Source organism: Hymenobacter sp. FMD4 (genome assembly GCF_058932745.1).
Window position 1 is genome coordinate 75,031 of the sequence record NZ_JBZYWH010000016.1, and the last position, 17,580, is coordinate 92,610.

A 17,580-nucleotide genomic window follows, 5' to 3' on the forward strand; every position below is an offset into this window, starting at 1 on the left:
CCCTGATGAATACCGTCGCCCCAAAACCCGCCACCACCGAATCCTTCCGCGACACTATCTCCACGATAGACAGCGAAGGCAAGCGCGTGTGGCTCTACCCCAAGAAACCCAGTGGCAAGCTCTACGACGCCCGCAAGTGGGTCAGCTACGGCCTGCTCACGCTGCTCTTCGCCGGCCCCTGGTTGCGCCTGAACGAGCTGCCGCTGCTGATGCTAAACATCGTAGAGCGGAAGTTCATCATTATGGGGCAGATATTCTGGCCGCAGGATTTCTTCATACTGCTGCTGGGCTTCATGGCCTTCATCCTGTTCATCATCCTGTTCACGGTGGTGTACGGGCGGCTGTTCTGCGGCTGGGTGTGCCCCCAGACCATCTTCCTGGAAATGGTGTTTCGCCGCATCGAGTACTGGCTTGAAGGCGATGCGCCGCAGCAGAAAGCCCTCGACAAAGCCGACTGGACCTGGAACAAGATCTGGCGCAAGAGCACGAAGCACGCCTTGTTTCTGCTCATCTCGTTTCTGATTGCCAACACCTTCCTGGCCTACATCATCGGTTCCGATGCCTTGGTGCAGATCGTGACCGATTCGCCGCTGGCCCACCTAGGCGGGCTGACCTCCATGGTGCTGTTCACGGGCGTGTTTTACGCCGTGTTTGCCCGCTTCCGCGAGCAGGTGTGCACCATCGCCTGCCCTTACGGTCGCCTGCAAAGCGTGATGATGGACAAGAACACCATCGTGGTGGGCTACGACTACCGCCGGGGCGAGCCGCGCGAGAAGCTGCGCAAAAACCAGGAGCGCAAAGCCGGCGACTGCATCGACTGCAAGCAGTGCGTGCAGGTATGCCCCACCGGCATCGACATCCGCAACGGCGCGCAGCAGATGGAATGCATCAACTGCACCGCCTGCATCGACGTGTGCAACTCCATCATGGACCTGATCAACAAGCCCCACGGCCTGATCCGCTACGATTCGGAAGCACACATCGAAGCTGGTACCAAGTTCAAGGTGACCGGCCGCATCAAAGCCTATACCGCCGTGCTCGTGGTACTGCTCGGCGCGATGGTAGCCCTGCTGGTGACGCGCTCCAACGTGGAGGCCACCGTGCTACGCACCCCCGGGCAGCTGTACCAAAAGACAGACCGCGGTACCGTCACCAACCTGTACAACATCTCCGTCATCAACAAAACCAACCGCGCCATGCCCATTGAGTTGCGGGTGCTGGAGCCCGCCGACGGCTCGGTGAAGCTGGTGGGCCAGCAGGGCCTGAAGCTGCCCGCCCAAGGCAAGGCTGATGGCGTGTTTTTCGCTGAGCTGCCTGCTGCGGCTCTCAACAAAACCAGCAGCCAAATCCGCATCGGCGTGTACAGCGGCGGCGAGCTGATAACGGAAGAGAAAACGAAGTTTTTAGCTCCCGCGCAGTAGCGAATGCTCCCTTAACCCAGAACGTCATGTCGAGCTTGTCGAGACATCTCGCTCGATAGTAATTTCTATACCAGAGCATTAGTCCTCGAACGTCAGCATGCGAGATGTCTCGACAAGCTCGATATGACGGTCGCACAAAAAGACCAACCCCATGACCACCCTCACCGTGAATAAGCTCGCTCCTCAAACCAGCCGCTGGCCCTACGCCATCGTTGCGGTTTTTGTCCTCTTCGCAATGTTCATCGGCTACATGGTGAAGCAGGCCATGAGCACCAGTGTAGACCTCGTCAGCAAAGACTATTACCAGCAGGAACTGGCCCACCAGCAGCGCATGGAGGCAGTGGCTCGAACCGCTGCTCTGCCCGTGCAGGTAGCCATTAGCTATGATGCCGACGTGCGGGAGCTGAGCCTGCAACTGCCCGCCGAGCTGGTGGGCCAGGCAGCTACCGGCAAGGTGCAGTTTTTCCGCCCTTCCGATCAGACGCTCGACTTCAGTGTGCCCCTGCACGTGAATGCGGCCGGCGCTCAGCAGCTTAGCACTGCCAAGCTCAAGCCTGGCTACTGGCGTATTCGCCTCGATTTTGAGGCCGCTGGCCGAGCCTACTTCGTTGAGAAAAATATCACCGTCGCCGACTGATTTTTGTCATAGGGGCCCGTGGAGGCGCTAGCGAACTTGCCTTCGCTAGCGCCTCCGTGCTTTTAGCGGGGTTAGCCCTTACTTCTTCATTGCCTTACCGATGCTCTGGGCCGGTTTTGTTTTTGGACTTCTTGGCAGCTTCCACTGCGTGGGCATGTGCGGTGCCATTGCGCTGGCGCTGCCCGGCGCGGGGCAGCGCAGCAGTCGCTACGTGGCCGGCCGGGTGCTCTACAACCTGGGCCGCGTGAGCACCTATGCCACGCTGGGCGCCGGCGCTGGGCTGCTGGGGCAGTCGCTGCGCGTAGCCGGTTTGCAGCAGGGGTTGTCCATTGCCTCGGGCCTGCTGATTCTGCTGCTGGTAGCCCTGCCGGAGCGCTACAGCGCCCGGGCTGCCGCAGCCGTGGGCCTCGACCGCGTGCTGGCTCGCCTGAAAAATACACTGGCTTATTTCTTTCAGCGGCACTCCTACGGCGCCTTGTACATGACGGGAGTGCTGAACGGGTTACTGCCCTGTGGGCTGGTGTACTTGGCATTGGCGGGCGCTCTGAGTGTGCCGGGCGTAGGTGGTGCTGCGGCCTACATGAGCTTGTTTGGGATGGGCACCCTCCCGCTAATGCTGGCACTTTCGCTCACGGGGCAGCTTGTGCCGTTGCACTGGCGCGCGCGCTTGCGGCAGGCGGTGCCCGTGGTGGCCACGGCCATGGCACTGCTGTTCATTGTGCGCGGTCTTGGGTTGGGCATCCCGTACCTAAGCCCGCAGATTGCCCAACCGGCGAAGGCGGGCCAGTCGGTAAGCTGCCATCAGCCCGCTGCCAATCAACCTATCACGGTGTGCCACCCGGCTTCGGCCCGATAACCACTGCTTTCCCTCAGCCTTGCTTTTTCCATGAAGACCATCCTCGTTCCCATCGACCTGACCGCAGCGGCGGAGCACACGCTGGTGTATGCCAACAAGCTAGCCGTGCGCATGTCGGCTGAAGTGGTGCTGGTGTATTGCCACCACAATGGCCCGCTCCCGGCCGCCGATGAGGCCGATTATCAGAAGCGCCTCGAAACCCTGGCCGAGCGCCTACGCTACGTGCAACTCGTGCGCCAGGACGGCCGGCGCATCCGCTACCAGTATGCCCTGCGCTCCGGCTGCCTGCACGACCACATCCAGCCCCTCATCGAGCAGTACCAAGCCGACTTGCTGGTGATGAACCTGGAGCACGTGGACTGCGGCGAGCAGGCCATCAGCGGCAACCATGCCGTGCGCATCGCCGAGCTGGCCAGCTGCCCGGTGCTGGTGGTGCCGCCCGGCTCGCGCCCGTTGCCCACGCGGGTAGCCTTCCTGGCTGATTTTGCTCACCTCGACAAAGCTACTCTGCCGCGTCTGGCCGGTTTTGTAGGCGGTCTGCGGGCGCACGTGCAGCTCGTACACTTCTATCAGCGCCTTGATATGCCGGAGCTTATCGGCATCAAAAAAGGCATGCAGGCCATTCGCGAGCAACTCGCTGATGTCTCCATCGACAGCAAGCTGGTGCTTGACGACGACCCGCTGGAAGGCATTGGTGACTTCTGCGCCCAGATGCAAACTCAACTGCTGATTTTCGCGCCCTCTGACGTGAGCCTGCTCAGCCGCTTTTTCGATGTGTGCTACACCAAGACGCGCGCTTTCCACACCCGCATTCCGGTGCTAGTGCTGCGCCAGCCGCACGCCGACGCGGCCTTCTGCTGCCAGCACTGCACTGAGCGTTTGGCCGCCCATGCGCTGAGCAAAGTGGCAGTAATGGAGTAGGGGCCTTGCCCTACGGTCCCTGACTCGCTCCATGCGTGCGGGTGTTGAGGGGCAAGTCAGCCATTGGCTACGATTCCGCATAACGACAGCGGGGCCGCCGAACTGAGTTCGACGGCCCCGCTTGTGTTTTTTGAGGTTCGAAACGTGTCGCTTGATGCGGTGTGGTGCTAGCCGCGGCAATGAACACCAAGGCATCCTTTAACTGGCTCCTCAGCTCTGCGGACAAGGAAGCCGTGAGGCTATCAATCCTGCACATCTGCCAACTGCCGGTCGCCCGCCGGCGCCGGCTGCGGCGCCTTAGTGGGGCGCCCGCCCAGCACCACCAGCATTACCGACAACACGATAAGCGCTGCGCCACCTGCCATTTGCGTGTTCAGGGCCTCACCCGCAAAGGCCCAGCCCAGCAGCACGGCCACCACCGGATTGACGAAGGCGTAGGTGCCTGCCAAGGTCGGATCGGCCACGCGCAGCAGCCAGATGTAAGACGAAAAAGCCACGAACGAGCCAAACGTCAGCAGGAAGGCAAAGGCCAGCCAGGCTTGCGTGCTGATGCCCGTCAGGTGAAAGCGCGGCGCCTCGCCGTGCAGCAGCCCAGCCAGCAGCAGAAAGCCGCCGCCGCAAATCATCTGCATGCCCACGCCCAGAAAAGGCGAGCCACCTATGGGGTTTTTCTTGGAATACAACGAGCCCACCGACCACATAAAGGCCGCCAGCAGCACCGAGGCAATGCCGATGGCCGGCTGCCCCGGAATAAGCACCGGCGCCGAGGTGCGGGTGCTGGCCAGCAGGTACATGCCCACTAGGCCCAAAGCCAGTCCCAGCATCACTTTCAGCGTGGGTCGGGGCGTGAGGCCACCCCACCAGCCCAGCAGCGCCAGAAACATGGGTACCGTGGCCACCATCAGCGCCGCCAGCCCCGAGGGAATGTACTGCTGCGCGAAGGTGGTGCCGCCGTTGCCGAACAGCGGCAGGCATAGCCCCACCACGGCCGCCCGAAGCCAGTCTTGCCGGCTGGGGGCCGCCGCGCCGCTGAAGCGCACCACGGAGTATTGGATGCCCCCCGCCAGCAAATAGCGCATGGCCGATAGCAGAAACGGCGGCCAGGCCTGCAGGGCCGTTTTGGTGGCGAGGTAAGTAGAGCCCCAAATCAGGTAAAGTGCCAGCAGCGCCGCCCCAATAAGCCAAGGCGAGGGACGAGTGGCAGGAGAAGCAACAGACATAATCAACAGCGCGAAACGACAGCAAAAGGCAACGCGGCCTTGTACGAGGGCGCAAACGTAACGGCCACCACTTCGGCATCCAACCGAAATCTTCCCGCGCCAGCCTTGGACTTTCCTTGCTGGTTGCTGGGCCGGCTGCCCCACCTGGCGCCACACCTTGCCACTCCAACAGTACTGGCATCAAAGTCAGCTCCTTGGCAGAAGTCAGCCGGCCCTTATCTTCCCCGATATGAACTTCCACCAGCAAGTCGTTTGGGTGACAGGCGCTTCCTCCGGCATTGGCGAAGCTTTGGCCAAAGCCTTTGCCCGCGCCGGCGCCCGGCTCGTCCTCTCCGCCCGCAACGAAGCCGAGCTGCGCCGCGTGGCCGCGGCCTGCGCGCCCGCCGAAACTCTCATAGTGCCGCTGGACCTGGCCGATAGCGCCAGCCTGCCCGCCAAAGCCGCGCAAGTGCTGGCGCACTACGGCCGTCTGGATGTGCTGGTGAACAATGGCGGCGTGAGCCAACGCTCATTGGCTGTGGATACCACCCTCGACGTCGACCGCCGCTTGATGGAAGTGAATTACTTCGGCACTGTGGCCCTTACCAAGGCCGTGCTGCCGCAGTTGCTAAAGCAGCGCAGTGGCCGCGTAGTAACCATTAGTAGCTTGGTGGGCAAGTTCGGTACGCCCTACCGTTCGGCTTACGCAGCCAGCAAGCACGCGCTGCACGGCTTTTTCGACTCGCTGCGCGCCGAACTGCACGGCTCCGGCGTCGGCATCGCCATCATATGTCCGGGCTTTATTCGCACGGGCGTCTCCGTCAACGCGTTGACGGGCGACGGTAGCCCGCTCGGCACCATGGACGAGGCTACTGACAAAGGCCTGGCGCCCGATGAATTTGCGCGCCAGGCCGTGGGCGTTATTGCACGCGGCCAATCCGAAGCCTACCTTGGCGGCCGGGAAACCCTCGGGGTGTACCTGAAGCGCTTTGCGCCGGGCATTTTTGCGCGCCTCCTGACGCGGGCCAAGGTGCGGTAGGATAGAATCAGCTAAGTAGTAGTATGGTTTACAATTATGATTGTAAGCTAGTTTACTAGTATTGAGTCTGCTGTTAATTGGATAACCAAAGGTTATATCGAGAGCAGTAGCGCGCTTTCGATTGTGACGATAACTGTGCTGAACTTGCCCATGCCGTTAAGCAATGCATCCCCGCCAAACGGCTGGTGTTATTCGTCTCCATGCTCCATTCCACCGTTTTCCCTTGGCTCCGGGCTGCGCTTTGCCTGTGCTGCCTTCTGCTGAGTTTGCCGCGCACGGGCACGGCCCAGCTGCTGAAATCCAGGTCCGAATTCACCCGCGCCGATTCCTTGCGCGGCACGCTCACGCCGTTGCGCACGTGCTACGACGTCAGCTATTACCACCTCGACGTCAAGCTCGACATCGGCAAGCGCTACCTCAGCGGCTCCAACCTGTTCCGCTTCGTAGCGACCGAAAATTTCACGCGGTTGCAGTTTGACTTGTTTGCCAATCTGGTCGTGCAAAAGGTGGTGTACAAGGGAAAGGAGCTGCCTTTCACCCGCGAGCATAATGCCGTGTTTGTAACCTTCCCGCAGCCCATCCGGCAGGGCACCTGCGACGAATTCACGGTGTACTACGCCGGCCACCCCACCGTGGCCCAGCACGCGCCCTGGGACGGCGGCTTCGTGTTTGCGGAGCACGGCGAGGGCCAGCCTTGGGTGGCCACGGCCTGCCAGGGCGTGGGTGCCAGCATCTGGTGGCCCACCAAAGACCATCAGTCCGACGAGCCCGACAGTATGCTCATCAGCGTGACGGTGCCCAAAGGCCTGAAGAACATTTCGAACGGCCGCCTGCGCAAAACCACCAAGCTGAAAGGCGGCGCCACGCGCTTCGATTGGTTTGTGTCGAACCCCATCAATAATTATGACGTGGCCCTGAATGTGGCCAACTACACGCATTTCAGCGACACATACCAGGGCGAGAAGGGCCGGCTAACGCTGGATTATTGGGTGCTGCCCGAACACTTAGCCGATGCCAAAAAGCAATTCGGGACCAACGTGAAGCCCATGCTTAAGTCGTTTGAGCACTGGTTCGGGCCGTATCCGTTTTATCAGGATGGCTACAAGCTCATCGAGACGCCGCACCTGGGCATGGAGCACCAAAGCGCCGTGGCCTACGGCAATAAATACCAGAACGGCTACCTCGGCAAAGACCGCTCGGCCACCGGCTGGGGCGACAAGTGGGACTTTATCATCATCCACGAAAGCGGCCACGAGTGGTTCGGCAACAACATCTCCGCCAAGGACATTGCTGATATGTGGATTCACGAGTCATTCACCTGCTATTCCGAAGGCTTGTTTACGGAAAGCTTGTTTGGCAAGCAGGCCGGCCAGGAATACGTGCACGGGCAGCGCCGCCACATCCAAAACGACCGGCCCCTCATCGGTCCCTACGGCGTAAACCGCGAAGGCTCCGGCGACATGTACGACAAGGGCGCCAACTTGCTGAACATGGTGCGCACGGTGATAAACGACGACGCGAAGTGGCGCCAGATCCTGCGCGGCCTCAACCAGCAGTTCTACCACCAGACTGTGACTACCGAGCAAATCGTGGCCTATATCAACGAGCAAAGCGGCCGCGACCTTACTAAGATGTTTGATCAGTACCTGCGCCACCGCAACGTCCCGACGCTGGAGCTGCGCGTGGAAAACGGCCAGACCCTGGCCCGCTGGATTGCCGACGTACCCGGCTTCGACATGCCCGTGCGCGTGCGGCTGAAAGGCGGCGAATACCGCTTCATTCAACTCACCACCCGCTTCGAGCCCATCGACCTACCCGGCGCCACCCGCGAGAATACCGAAGTCGACACGTTCAACTACTACATCGGCGTGCTGGTGGAGTAGGGCAGAGGGCTGGCTAGAGCTAAAGCTAAGTCTAGTCCCCCTCCTCAGATGAGGAGGGGCTAGGGGTGGTTGACTTCTAACAGAACAGCTAGAAAAAGCACGTCCTGCTGAGCCATAAGTAGCTCCCCCCATTCAACCACCCCCAACCCCTCCTCATCTGAGGAGGGGAGCGAGCTTTAGCTTTTGCTATAGCCTGCTTAGCTATAACGCTAGCCCCAACTTCCATCCCCTCCGCAGGTTTATCCCCGGCGCTTTGCATTCTGCCTTACCTTTGCCCGCAAGCGCTTATCAACCCGATCTTCAGCATGAACCAATACGACGTTACCGTCATCGGCTCCGGCCCCGGCGGCTACGTGGCGGCCATCCGCTGCGCCCAACTCGGCTTCAAAACGGCCCTCATCGAGAAATACCCCACCCTCGGCGGCACCTGCCTGAACGTGGGCTGCATTCCCTCTAAGGCCCTGCTCGACTCGACGGAGCACTTCCACAATGCCCACACCACCTTCAAGGAGCACGGCATTGAGCTCAGCGACCTGCAGGTGAACATGAACCAGATGATCGACCGCAAAAACGGGGTCGTGAAGGCCAACACCGACGGCATCCAGTTCCTCATGAAGAAGAACAAGATCGAGGTGCTGCGCGGCGTGGGCTCGTTCGTCGATAAAAATCACATCAGCATCACGCCCACCGAGGGCGGCGAGGCCCAGCAAATCGAGACCAAAAACGTCATCATCGCCACCGGCTCCAAGCCCACGGTGCTGCCGTTTATTCAGCAGGACAAGCAGCGCATCATCACCAGCACCGAGGCCCTGAACATCCGCGAAGTGCCCAAGCACATGATCGTGATTGGTGGTGGCGTTATCGGCCTGGAAATGGCTTCGGTGTACGCCCGCCTCGGCGCCAAGGTATCGGTGGTGGAATACACCGACAGCATCATCCCCACCATGGACGGCGCGCTGGGCAAGGAGCTCAAGCGCGTGCTCGGCAAAATCGGCATTCAGTTCTTCCTCTCGCACAAGGTAACCGGCGCCACCCGTGAGGGCGACACCGTGACCGTCACTGCTACCAGCCCTAAAGGCGAGGAAGTGAAGTTTGAGGGCGACTACTGCCTCGTGGCCGTGGGCCGCTCGCCCTACACCGAGGGCCTGAACCTGGAAGCCGCCGGCGTGCAGATGGAAGAGCGCGGCCGCATCAAGGTCGATGAGCACCTGCAGACTTCGGTGCCCGGCATCTACGCCATCGGCGACGTGATTCGGGGCGCCATGCTGGCCCACAAGGCTGAGGAAGAAGGCGTGTACGTGGCCGAGCGCATTGCGGGCCAGAAGCCGCACATCAACTACCTGCTCATCCCCGGCGTGGTGTACACCTGGCCCGAAGTGGCCGCCGTGGGTTACACCGAAGAGCAGCTTAAGGAAATGGGCAAGGCCTACAAAACCGGCTCGTTCCCCTTCCGCGCCTCGGGCCGCGCCCGCGCCTCCATGGACCTCGACGGCTTCGTGAAAGTGCTGGCCGACAAGGAAACCGACGAAATCCTGGGCGTGCACATGATCGGCCCGCGCATCGCCGACCTCATTGCCGAGGCCGTGACGGCCATGGAGTTCCGCGCCTCCGCCGAGGACGTAGCCCGCATGAGCCACGCCCACCCCACCTACGCCGAAGCCATGAAGGAAGCCTGCCTCGCCGCCACCGAGAACCGGGCGATACACATGTAATTCCGAAGCCGAAAGGCGGAAACAAAAAGCGGCTGGAGCTACGAGAGCTTCAGCCGCTTTTGCGTCTTAGTTGTTGTAAGGTTTGTCTTCTATGCATGCTTGAATTATCGGTGCAAAATCATCTATAATCAACTTCTTTCGTGTGAGGCTTCCAGATTTAATTTTGACAACTTTTCCTTGGGTGTTAATGAATAGGGTGTAAAGGCCATGATTTCGTGTTATTACTTCATGCATCTCATACATGCGTTTGTCGTTAACCTGTGGGAAATCCAAAGGATTTTCTTGCAAATACTTTTCTGTTGTAAGTGAATCGTTGAACGGAAATCCTAAGAAATCAACATTGATACTATAATTATGGTAGAGCTCGTTCATTGCCGCAAATAAGGCGGAATCAGATTTTTTGAATTCGACTGGTGCGTGAGGGTCAATGAACCAAAAAAACAAAATTATGGCCTTGCCCTGCGTCGGCACTGTGCTGATGCTGTCGCCACGATATGTTCTTACTACGTAGGCCGGGCCTGTAGAACCCTTCATACACTCACGAATTCCTTCTTCAAATTGAAGATCCGCGTTTGCTCTTTCAAGGTTGGTAGCACCAACTTCTTTCGGATAGTACTCTAGTCTTTTTATACACGTATTAAGGCTTTCTTCATAAGTGTTTTCTCTTTTAACAGAGCATGAACAGAGCGTGTAAAAAATCACTAGAAAGAAAATCTTGAATCTCATTCCCTTTGGTGGAATATACGATAAACCAACTGGTTTCGAATGTAATAAACGCAAAATGGCTGTAACTTTTCAATCTTCAGCTGCTTTGGCGTTTATGTCGGATTTGTTAATGGTGTCTCCCTGTGCATTTACCCATGCTGGAGTACGACGGAGCGGATACCGTACGGGTTACAACGCACTTGGCAACCACCATGTCCGAACGCTAGAGACTAGGAAGTATCCGCAGCGGCGAAACCCAAGCCAGAGCACTAGGGTTTTAAGAATCGTCCGTGTGGTTACGGCCATTGATTGAGGCCCCGCTGGTGGTCGTAATGCACAACCACGAAGCCACCAGCCCCCGCATGGTCCCCGAGGTAGATGTTCCTCGAAAAAATTGCTGGTCGTTAGCCTCGTCCCCAATTAAGCATGCGGTACAGCAGATATTGATTGGATGATAGGGAGTTATCTTTGGGCCATGATCGACACCATTGTGCTTGCCTCCCGCACTCTTTTTATTCGACCCGATTTGCGCGTGCTGGTTGTGCGCTGGCACACGGAGGCCGACATAGAGGTGGTGCAAGCGGAGTACTGGCAGATGCTGGAGGTGGCGGCCACGCGGGGCTTGAACGATTGGCTGCTGGATGTGCGTCGGCGGGCAAAAGCGCCAGTGGAGCTGAGTGCCTGGGTGAATCGCGTATTCTACCCAAAAGCAGTGGCGCAGCTGGCTCCCCATCGCCTGCGCATGGCCGTGCTGAGTTCGCCGTACATGACGCAACAGTACACCAGCGACCCGGAGCATCAACGGGAAGTGGCCTATGCGCTGGACCCAGCTCGCCCGTTTGACATTGCTATGTTTGAGGACGAGGGCCAAGCCATGAACTGGCTGCGTCCGGTAGCCGAACGGTAACCCATACTGGCACTAGCTTGCAGCTCGTGCTTTGCTTGATGTGGAGGTTGTACCTCCGCTGCCGTCATGGCGGCAATAGGGCTCTGTTTGTTTTCAAATAAACAGAAACGCCAAAGCAACTAAAGACACTCCAGGCTTCGGTCATTTTGTTTGTTAGTTTAGACCCAACGACGGACGCTCTCCAATAGCGGAATGGGCTGTGAGGCTGCTCGGCTAAGCTGGGCGGCCGCCTATGCTTGAAGTGGGTTCTGTCCGGCCCCAGCAGTATACATCTTGTAATATCAACTCTGTATGAAACGAGCCTTACTGACTTTACTGCTGGCTGCTCCCAGCTTGGTTTACGCCCAATCCGCAGTGCCTTACACTATCAAAGGCAAAATCGGCCAGCTAAATGCACCCGCCAAAATCTACCTGTTGCAAATGTCCGGGGTGCAGGATTCGGCTACGTTAAAGAACGGAGCTTTTGAGTTCAAGGGAACGACTGATTATCCCAAAGAAGTAGGCTTGGTGCTGCAGCGCAACGGCCGGGTAAAAGAAGCCCTTGCAGATTGGAAAGGCCGCCTTTGGGTGTTCCTGGAGCCGGGGCCAGTGGTAATCACCAGCGCCGGTTCGCTGGCGGAGGCCACTATCAAGGGCGGGCAAACGACGATGGAGCAGCAGAAGCTGGAGGCAGCCCTAAAACCGGTAACAGATAAGATGAAGGCCCAGGAGGCCGTTTACCAAAAGGCCACGGATGCAGAACGAGATACACCGGCTTTCAAGGAACGCATGCGGGTGCAAGAAGCCGCAACTCAACAGGAGTATGTACAAGCAGTCAAGGCTTTTATCAAAGCCAATCCCAACTCCTGGGTGAGCCTGCAGAGCCTGAGCCAACTGCAGATGGTGGAGCCACCTACGTATGCTTCCATGGCCCCGCTCTACGAGCCCATGAGCGCTGCCTTAAAGAACAGCCCACCCGGTCGTTTGTTGGGTGAAAAGCTGCACGGGCTTCGGAACGTAGCAATCGGAGCGCAAGCGCTCAACTTCACGCAGCAAACGCCTGAGGGCAAGGCTGTGTCGCTGGCCGACTACCGGGGCAAGTACGTGCTGGTGGATTTCTGGGCTTCCTGGTGTGGGCCCTGCCGCAAAGAAAATCCAGCGCTGATTAAGTTATACAACGCCTACAAGGGTCGAAATTTCGACATCTTGGGCGTGTCACTCGATGATGAGAAAAGCCGTGAGAAATGGCTCAAGGCCATCAAAGACGACCAGCTGGTCTGGACGCAGATTTCGGACCTGAAAGGTTGGAAGAACGAAGCCGCCCGCAACTATGGCGTGCAGAGTATCCCGCAAAACTTCCTCATCGACCCCAGCGGTAAGATTGTGGCCGTCAACCTACGCGGCGAAGAGTTGGAAATGGCGTTGGCGCGCTACGTTAAGAAGGACTAGCATGGGCAACGGAGCACATAGATCTAGCTTGGTTAGCGCCCCCAGTTCATCGGAAGGTGAGAAAGCCGCCCAAAGCGGCTGAAGCTTCTTTGGGCTTCGGCCGCTTTTTTATGCATTCCAAGCGGCTTTCTCCACACTGGCGCGAGCTTGTAGCTCGCGCCATGCATGAAGTGGAGGTTGTACCTCCACTGCCGCTACAGTGGCAATCTGGTTCTGCTTATCGCCGAATTAGCAAAACGCCAAAGCGGCTGTGCTGCTCCTGATGCTTGTTCTAAAGGCATATAAAGCTCAACACTTCCGTCACAGCGCCTATAAACAAAGTCAGTAGCAATTCACGCACTGGCCTTGCCCAAGATTATCGGTCAGGTACATGTGAGCAAACACCAAAACCAGGAACACGATTTTGGCTATCCTTCTAGCCTTTGGTGAAGATGTCTTGCCTTGATCAATGGCTGCAACCAAGGTGAGGAATGCTGGCAGCAATGCCACGAGCAGAAAGAGCGTAACAAAGCCCTTACCTTCCAGATCATGCATGCCGCCTCCGTAGAGTTTGATGCTGCTGTCGTGCAGTGAAATCAAGGCAGCGGCTAATACCGCTTTCAAGACTGGCCGAGGACCCCGGGCAAAGGCAACAAGAAAGACGGCCACCGGCACCACTACTGGCGTCAGCAGTATACCGGACGGTGCGCAGTAATGGTCGGCCAGAGCGTTGGCCGCAAGCAGCACGAGGGCTAGTGGAAACGCAAAAACAAGGGGCAGGGCGCGGGCAGAAGGCCAGGAGAAAGCCGACATATGTCAACGGGAAGTGTACCCTTCAAAGGTGGCGGGTGGCTTCGGAGGCTTTCTTGACTAATATCAAGTTATTGCCCGATGACTCAGCTAAAGAGGGGGACAGAAGCTGACTTCCTCGTACTCACGTGGGCTGGCGTATCGGGGAGGTGCAAGCTTCACTGTCGAGCCACCGGCAACTTAACCCTGGCCAAAGGCTAAAGACGTACATTGGTGGTTCCAAAGCCCGGCTAGCTAGCCAACCGTTGTTTTCTCCGTCGTATGCACGCTCCTGACTTGCTTCACTTTGCCAACGCCGTTGCCGAGGTGCGGGCAGATCCGGAGGGCTTCGCAGTGATGCACTGGCAGCCGGCGCCGCGCCTTCTGGCCGACTATCAGGAAGCCATGAACGCGCTGCTGCGGGTAATTCGCAGGTTGGGAACGGGCAAGGCTTTGGTGGACCACAGAGACATAGCACCCATTACCGCTGAGGAACAGCACTGGGTGACAACCAACTGGCTGCCACGCGCCGTGGTGCAGGGCAACTACCGCTACGCAGCATTGCTGAGTCCACCCGAAACTATGGCCTGGCTGAAAAAGGTGGACCCCCACCTACTCGACTGGCCCCAGGCTCCCACCTTCAAGCATTTCGAAGACGAGACCGAGGCGCGGGCGTGGCTGCGGACGCGCATAGTAGTTGGCTCACACCTGTAATGGGAAATGGGAAGCGTCGGGTCAATCAATTTGGAGGAAGTGCGGCCGCTTGAATAGCCGCGCTGTTAGAGCCATTCAGGCAGTGCTGCACATAGTGGCGGTGTTGCTCCGGGAAGGGTTTCATGCAGGCGGCTTTTTCAGAAAGCTGCGCTTGAGCAGGCCGTATTAAGGGCAGGTGCGGATGCCAAAGCTCTGTTACTGCTGCCTCCACCGACCCGGCGTCCCGGTCTTGACGTATCAATAAGGGCTTAGACCAAGCAATCAATAATGACACGCAAGCCCACTCTGGCCGAGCGGCAGCTAGCAGCCGCTCAAGCCGCCACGCATCCGACGGCTAGCCTGCTGGTGCCACCCTATGCCCCTGGCTTTGCCGAGGCACTGGCCTACCAGTTTGCCGCTTTGCCGCCCGAGCAGATACCAGCGGTACTGGCAGCCTATTTCCCGCAGCCGGATCCAATAGATTGCGCTTACCTGGCAGCGGTGCTAGCCGAAATCGATAGCACACGCAGCTGCGAGCGGGCAGTGGGCTGCGGAACGGAGTTTGTGTTCTGGGCCATTGAGTACTCGGCTCGCAACATGAGCCGCGCCCGGCAGTGGCTGGCCGCCACCGAGGCCGCACTGAGCTAAGTCTCGGTTGCTCGTTTCTTCGCCCTAAGCACACGGCTCAACCGCACGGAGGAAACCGGAGCGTTTATTGCTCCGTGGCTACGATGGCTATATTCAACGCTACAACATTTGCCTACACCTGTCTGTGGGGAAGTCACGTTACCATGGCGTCAGTAACCAAAACCACTCAAGGGATAGTCGCAGGGGTGTGCTTTTTATGGGCAAATCTGGCTACGGCACAGGATACTTACTATCCGCAGCATTTTGTGGATGGCGCGGTGCTGCTAACCACCGGCGACACGTTGCGCGGGGCGTTGGAGATTAGACGCACCGATGAAACCGTGGTGCTGCGCTTGGCCAATAAACAAGTCAGGGCGCTACCTGCTTCGTCCATACGCATGTTTTCGGCTTTCCGTGAGGTATACCAGCCCGAAAGGCTGCCCCGGCTTTATGAGCTGGGGGATTATGGGCAGTTGCAGGCGGTAAACGACGTGGTGAAGGAGCAGCAAGTGCGCCAATTTGGTCTGGACACCACCACGGTGAGGTTGTTTCGGGTAATGCCACTCAAGCCCGATAAAAATGGGGGGCCTGCCGGACTGGGCTTTTACGAGCAGCTTACCAACGGATCTTACCTGCTGTTGCGGCGCCAAACCCAACGGTTACTGCTGGCGCCTGTTCAACTGGGCGGTCAAAATCACAGAAATATAGTCTTGGGGAAATCACGGAGTGCACACCGACACCGGGTTTCCTACAGTGGGTGGGAGGATAGCTACTATGTGGCTAAGCCCAATAAACAGATAGTGCCCTTGCGCAATCTGCAGGAGGATTTGATATCAATTTTTGGGTCGAAGGCTAATAGAGTAAAAGCCTATGCACAGAAGCACCGCCTCGACGTGCGCTATCCGCTGGATATGCTTTCGTTGGTCGAGTACGCCAATCAGCTAGCTGATTGAGCGCCATTCGCCAAGGCTGCTTTTTATGGCCAATAAAGTTGTTTAAGGTCCATGGCCGTTAAGCTAAAAAGCCGTACCGCTTAATTTGTCGTCTGCTTGGCGAAGCAGCATAGATGCGGGGCTGCGGCATAGGCAACAGTAAGCGCGTGGGCTAAAGCAGCGTTTGCATACTCCATTAGAGTAGCATCTGCGGTTTTCCCGACTGTGCATTGGGCCTGGTGCTCATGAAGGGCCGGTATCCGTTGTACAGCGCTTGGTTACGGTCGTCTATGCAACCTTTCGGCCGCTTTGCGGCTCGCTTACTTGACCCAAATCCTGTTCAGGCTCTCACCATTATTTATTCGGTTATGAAACTTCCCAAAGCAGTCCTCGGCGCTGTTCTGATCGGGCTGACCGTGCAGACTACCACTAGCTGCGTGAAAAAAGACGACCCCAAGCCCAAGGAAGAAGGCACGAAAGGCGGCACCAAATCGCCCGCCGCCAACTGCCCGGCTTGCGGCATGGGCTAGTCGTCGGTTCTGCCGGGCATCAGCCCGACGGTCGAGCCGAGCGCAACGAGCCATCCAGGTGTTGCCTGCTGATTCATTTTTAGCACCCGCGCCCCAGATGTCTCGTTGCGCTCGGCGTGGCACGTTCCGCAGGCCTTAATCATTCTCCTTTTGCCGCCCCAATGGACGCCGCCCCCGCCGTTTACGCCTCGGTAGCCTGTAATCTGGATGCCGACATCCTGGCCGCCGCTTTTCCCTTGCTGGAAGCAGGCCGGGTAGAGGCCCTGGAGTGGTCCTTTGATGCGCTTTACTGGGCTGAGCAGGTGCCGGAATGGTTTGATGGCCTACTGCACACCTACGCCGAGGCCGGACGGCTAGTAGGTCACGGCGTGTTTTTTTCGTTGCTCTCGGGCCGCTGGACCCCCGAGCAGCAGCAGTGGCTGCGGCACCTCGCGCAGCTATCCGCCCGGTTCCGCTTCGATCACATCACCGAGCACTTCGGCTTTTTCACGGGGCAGAACTTTCACCACGGCGCGCCGCTGCCCATTCCGTATTCGGCCGCGGCCCTGCGCATTGGGCAAGACCGGCTGGCGCGCATCCACGAGGCCTGCCGCTGCCCCGTGGGGCTGGAAAACCTGGCTTTTGCGTACACGCTGGATGAGGTGAAGCGCCACGGCGCCTTTTTGGAAGAGCTGCTGTTGCCCACCAACGGCTTCCTGATTCTGGACTTGCACAACTTGTACTGCCAGCTCCACAATTTCGCTGTGCCTTACGAGGAACTCATCCGGCTGTATCCGCTGGAGCGGGTGCGCGAAATCCACATTTCGGGCGGTAGCTGGGACGCGGCGGCGCAGGCGCCCGGCCAGCGCGTACGCCGCGACACCCACGACGACAGCGTGCCCGACGAGGTGTTTCAGCTGCTTGAATGGACCTTGCCGCGCTGCCCCAACCTGAAATACGTAGTGCTGGAACAGCTCGGCCACGCCCTGCACACTGACGACCGCCGTGCCCAGTTTCGCCAGGACTTTGCGCGCATGGAGGCGCTCGTGGCCCAGCACCGCACCGGTCCGCTCAGCCGCCCTACCAATGATTTTCTGCCCCGTCAGCCGCTGCCCACCGGCCCCGTAGCCCAAGACGAGCGCCTGCACCAGCAGCAGCGGCGGTTGGCCGAAATACTGGAAAGCGCACCTTCCGAAACCGAAGCACGACGCTTACTCCAGGCCTCCAGTCTAGCGCACACCGATTGGCAGATTGAGCAATGGCAACCATACATGCTGGAAACGGCCCTGAACATCGCGCAGAAGTGGAAGTCCTAGGCTAGGCCGGCGGAGCCTACGCCGCGT

General features: G+C 58.7%; 17 protein-coding genes. 14 read left to right on the forward strand and 3 right to left on the reverse strand.

Annotated elements, in window-relative coordinates:
- Window positions 1–5: 5 nt before the first annotated feature.
- The 4 genes from ccoG to AC5FXY_RS14955 all read left to right on the forward strand — a co-directional run bounded on the left by ccoG (window position 6) and on the right by AC5FXY_RS14955 (window position 3,835).
- A complete protein-coding gene (gene ccoG / locus AC5FXY_RS14940) occupies window positions 6–1,421 on the forward strand; it encodes a cytochrome c oxidase accessory protein CcoG (protein ID WP_493557498.1) in 1,416 nt (471 codons plus the stop codon).
- Window positions 1,422–1,572: 151 nt separating this feature from the next.
- Window positions 1,573–2,058: a FixH family protein gene (locus tag AC5FXY_RS14945; RefSeq protein ID WP_493557499.1), complete on the forward strand. Its 486-nt coding sequence runs from the start codon at window positions 1,573–1,575 to the stop codon at window positions 2,056–2,058.
- Between the two features lie 100 nt (window positions 2,059–2,158).
- Entirely contained in the window at window positions 2,159–2,914 is a 756-nt protein-coding gene (locus AC5FXY_RS14950) for a sulfite exporter TauE/SafE family protein (RefSeq protein ID WP_493557500.1), read from the forward strand.
- 30 nt (window positions 2,915–2,944) lie between these two features.
- Window positions 2,945–3,835, forward strand: coding sequence for a universal stress protein (locus AC5FXY_RS14955; RefSeq protein WP_493557501.1), 891 nt, complete (start codon window positions 2,945–2,947; stop codon window positions 3,833–3,835).
- A gap of 242 nt (window positions 3,836–4,077) precedes the next feature.
- On the opposite strand, the gene AC5FXY_RS14960 is transcribed toward AC5FXY_RS14955, so the two are convergent.
- Complete coding sequence (locus AC5FXY_RS14960) at window positions 4,078–5,055, reverse strand: EamA family transporter (protein ID WP_493557502.1); 978 nt, start codon at window positions 5,053–5,055, stop codon at window positions 4,078–4,080.
- A gap of 229 nt (window positions 5,056–5,284) precedes the next feature.
- On the opposite strand from AC5FXY_RS14960, the gene AC5FXY_RS14965 reads away from it, so the two are divergent.
- From AC5FXY_RS14965 to lpdA, 3 genes are all read left to right on the forward strand, one after another.
- Window positions 5,285–6,073 carry an SDR family oxidoreductase gene (locus AC5FXY_RS14965; protein ID WP_493557503.1) on the forward strand — a complete coding sequence of 263 codons (789 nt, stop codon included), beginning with the start codon at window positions 5,285–5,287 and terminating at the stop codon, window positions 6,071–6,073.
- Between the two features lie 200 nt (window positions 6,074–6,273).
- On the forward strand, window positions 6,274–7,956 hold the full coding sequence (locus AC5FXY_RS14970) for a M1 family metallopeptidase (RefSeq protein WP_493557504.1): 1,683 nt from the start codon (window positions 6,274–6,276) through the stop codon (window positions 7,954–7,956).
- A 305-nt stretch (window positions 7,957–8,261) separates the two neighbouring features.
- Window positions 8,262–9,668 (forward strand): dihydrolipoyl dehydrogenase, encoded by a 1,407-nt coding sequence (lpdA, locus tag AC5FXY_RS14975; protein WP_493557505.1) that lies wholly within the window; start codon window positions 8,262–8,264, stop codon window positions 9,666–9,668.
- A gap of 66 nt (window positions 9,669–9,734) precedes the next feature.
- Here lpdA and AC5FXY_RS14980 read toward each other — a convergent pair whose 3' ends face one another.
- Complete coding sequence (locus tag AC5FXY_RS14980) at window positions 9,735–10,394, reverse strand: TlpA family protein disulfide reductase (RefSeq protein WP_493557506.1); 660 nt, start codon at window positions 10,392–10,394, stop codon at window positions 9,735–9,737.
- Window positions 10,395–10,848: 454 nt separating this feature from the next.
- On the opposite strand from AC5FXY_RS14980, the gene AC5FXY_RS14985 reads away from it, so the two are divergent.
- Both AC5FXY_RS14985 and AC5FXY_RS14990 read left to right on the forward strand, forming a co-directional pair.
- On the forward strand, window positions 10,849–11,280 hold the full coding sequence (locus AC5FXY_RS14985; RefSeq protein WP_493557507.1) for a hypothetical protein: 432 nt from the start codon (window positions 10,849–10,851) through the stop codon (window positions 11,278–11,280).
- A gap of 291 nt (window positions 11,281–11,571) precedes the next feature.
- The gene (locus AC5FXY_RS14990) at window positions 11,572–12,708 is read left to right on the forward strand and encodes a redoxin domain-containing protein (RefSeq protein ID WP_493557508.1); all 1,137 of its coding nucleotides are present in this window, start codon (window positions 11,572–11,574) and stop codon (window positions 12,706–12,708) included.
- Between the two features lie 321 nt (window positions 12,709–13,029).
- Here the strand turns inward: AC5FXY_RS14990 and AC5FXY_RS14995 are convergent, their stop codons facing one another.
- On the reverse strand, window positions 13,030–13,500 hold the full coding sequence (locus tag AC5FXY_RS14995; RefSeq protein WP_493557509.1) for a hypothetical protein: 471 nt from the start codon (window positions 13,498–13,500) through the stop codon (window positions 13,030–13,032).
- 258 nt (window positions 13,501–13,758) lie between these two features.
- Between AC5FXY_RS14995 and AC5FXY_RS15000 the strand changes: the two genes are divergently transcribed.
- The 5 genes from AC5FXY_RS15000 to AC5FXY_RS15020 all read left to right on the forward strand — a co-directional run bounded on the left by AC5FXY_RS15000 (window position 13,759) and on the right by AC5FXY_RS15020 (window position 17,553).
- Window positions 13,759–14,190 (forward strand): SpoIIAA family protein, encoded by a 432-nt coding sequence (locus tag AC5FXY_RS15000; RefSeq protein WP_493557510.1) that lies wholly within the window; start codon window positions 13,759–13,761, stop codon window positions 14,188–14,190.
- 267 nt (window positions 14,191–14,457) lie between these two features.
- A complete protein-coding gene (locus AC5FXY_RS15005) occupies window positions 14,458–14,817 on the forward strand; it encodes a hypothetical protein (protein ID WP_493557511.1) in 360 nt (119 codons plus the stop codon).
- Window positions 14,818–14,960: 143 nt separating this feature from the next.
- Complete coding sequence (locus AC5FXY_RS15010) at window positions 14,961–15,749, forward strand: hypothetical protein (RefSeq protein ID WP_493557512.1); 789 nt, start codon at window positions 14,961–14,963, stop codon at window positions 15,747–15,749.
- A 347-nt stretch (window positions 15,750–16,096) separates the two neighbouring features.
- Complete coding sequence (locus AC5FXY_RS15015; RefSeq protein ID WP_493557513.1) at window positions 16,097–16,258, forward strand: chryseobasin-related MNIO class RiPP peptide; 162 nt, start codon at window positions 16,097–16,099, stop codon at window positions 16,256–16,258.
- 161 nt (window positions 16,259–16,419) lie between these two features.
- Window positions 16,420–17,553 carry a multinuclear nonheme iron-dependent oxidase gene (locus AC5FXY_RS15020; RefSeq protein WP_493557514.1) on the forward strand — a complete coding sequence of 378 codons (1,134 nt, stop codon included), beginning with the start codon at window positions 16,420–16,422 and terminating at the stop codon, window positions 17,551–17,553.
- Window positions 17,554–17,580 lie beyond the last annotated feature (27 nt).

Coding starts and splice junctions, on each gene's coding strand:
- ccoG (WP_493557498.1), top strand. CDS start 6: ATGAATACCGTCGCCCCAAAACCCGCCACCACCGAATCCTTCCGCGAC.
- AC5FXY_RS14945 (WP_493557499.1), top strand. CDS start 1,573: ATGACCACCCTCACCGTGAATAAGCTCGCTCCTCAAACCAGCCGCTGG.
- AC5FXY_RS14950 (WP_493557500.1), top strand. CDS start 2,159: ATGCTCTGGGCCGGTTTTGTTTTTGGACTTCTTGGCAGCTTCCACTGC.
- AC5FXY_RS14955 (WP_493557501.1), top strand. CDS start 2,945: ATGAAGACCATCCTCGTTCCCATCGACCTGACCGCAGCGGCGGAGCAC.
- AC5FXY_RS14960 (WP_493557502.1), bottom strand. CDS start 5,055: ATGTCTGTTGCTTCTCCTGCCACTCGTCCCTCGCCTTGGCTTATTGGG.
- AC5FXY_RS14965 (WP_493557503.1), top strand. CDS start 5,285: ATGAACTTCCACCAGCAAGTCGTTTGGGTGACAGGCGCTTCCTCCGGC.
- AC5FXY_RS14970 (WP_493557504.1), top strand. CDS start 6,274: ATGCTCCATTCCACCGTTTTCCCTTGGCTCCGGGCTGCGCTTTGCCTG.
- lpdA (WP_493557505.1), top strand. CDS start 8,262: ATGAACCAATACGACGTTACCGTCATCGGCTCCGGCCCCGGCGGCTAC.
- AC5FXY_RS14980 (WP_493557506.1), bottom strand. CDS start 10,394: ATGAGATTCAAGATTTTCTTTCTAGTGATTTTTTACACGCTCTGTTCA.
- AC5FXY_RS14985 (WP_493557507.1), top strand. CDS start 10,849: ATGATCGACACCATTGTGCTTGCCTCCCGCACTCTTTTTATTCGACCC.
- AC5FXY_RS14990 (WP_493557508.1), top strand. CDS start 11,572: ATGAAACGAGCCTTACTGACTTTACTGCTGGCTGCTCCCAGCTTGGTT.
- AC5FXY_RS14995 (WP_493557509.1), bottom strand. CDS start 13,500: ATGTCGGCTTTCTCCTGGCCTTCTGCCCGCGCCCTGCCCCTTGTTTTT.
- AC5FXY_RS15000 (WP_493557510.1), top strand. CDS start 13,759: ATGCACGCTCCTGACTTGCTTCACTTTGCCAACGCCGTTGCCGAGGTG.
- AC5FXY_RS15005 (WP_493557511.1), top strand. CDS start 14,458: ATGACACGCAAGCCCACTCTGGCCGAGCGGCAGCTAGCAGCCGCTCAA.
- AC5FXY_RS15010 (WP_493557512.1), top strand. CDS start 14,961: ATGGCGTCAGTAACCAAAACCACTCAAGGGATAGTCGCAGGGGTGTGC.
- AC5FXY_RS15015 (WP_493557513.1), top strand. CDS start 16,097: ATGAAACTTCCCAAAGCAGTCCTCGGCGCTGTTCTGATCGGGCTGACC.
- AC5FXY_RS15020 (WP_493557514.1), top strand. CDS start 16,420: ATGGACGCCGCCCCCGCCGTTTACGCCTCGGTAGCCTGTAATCTGGAT.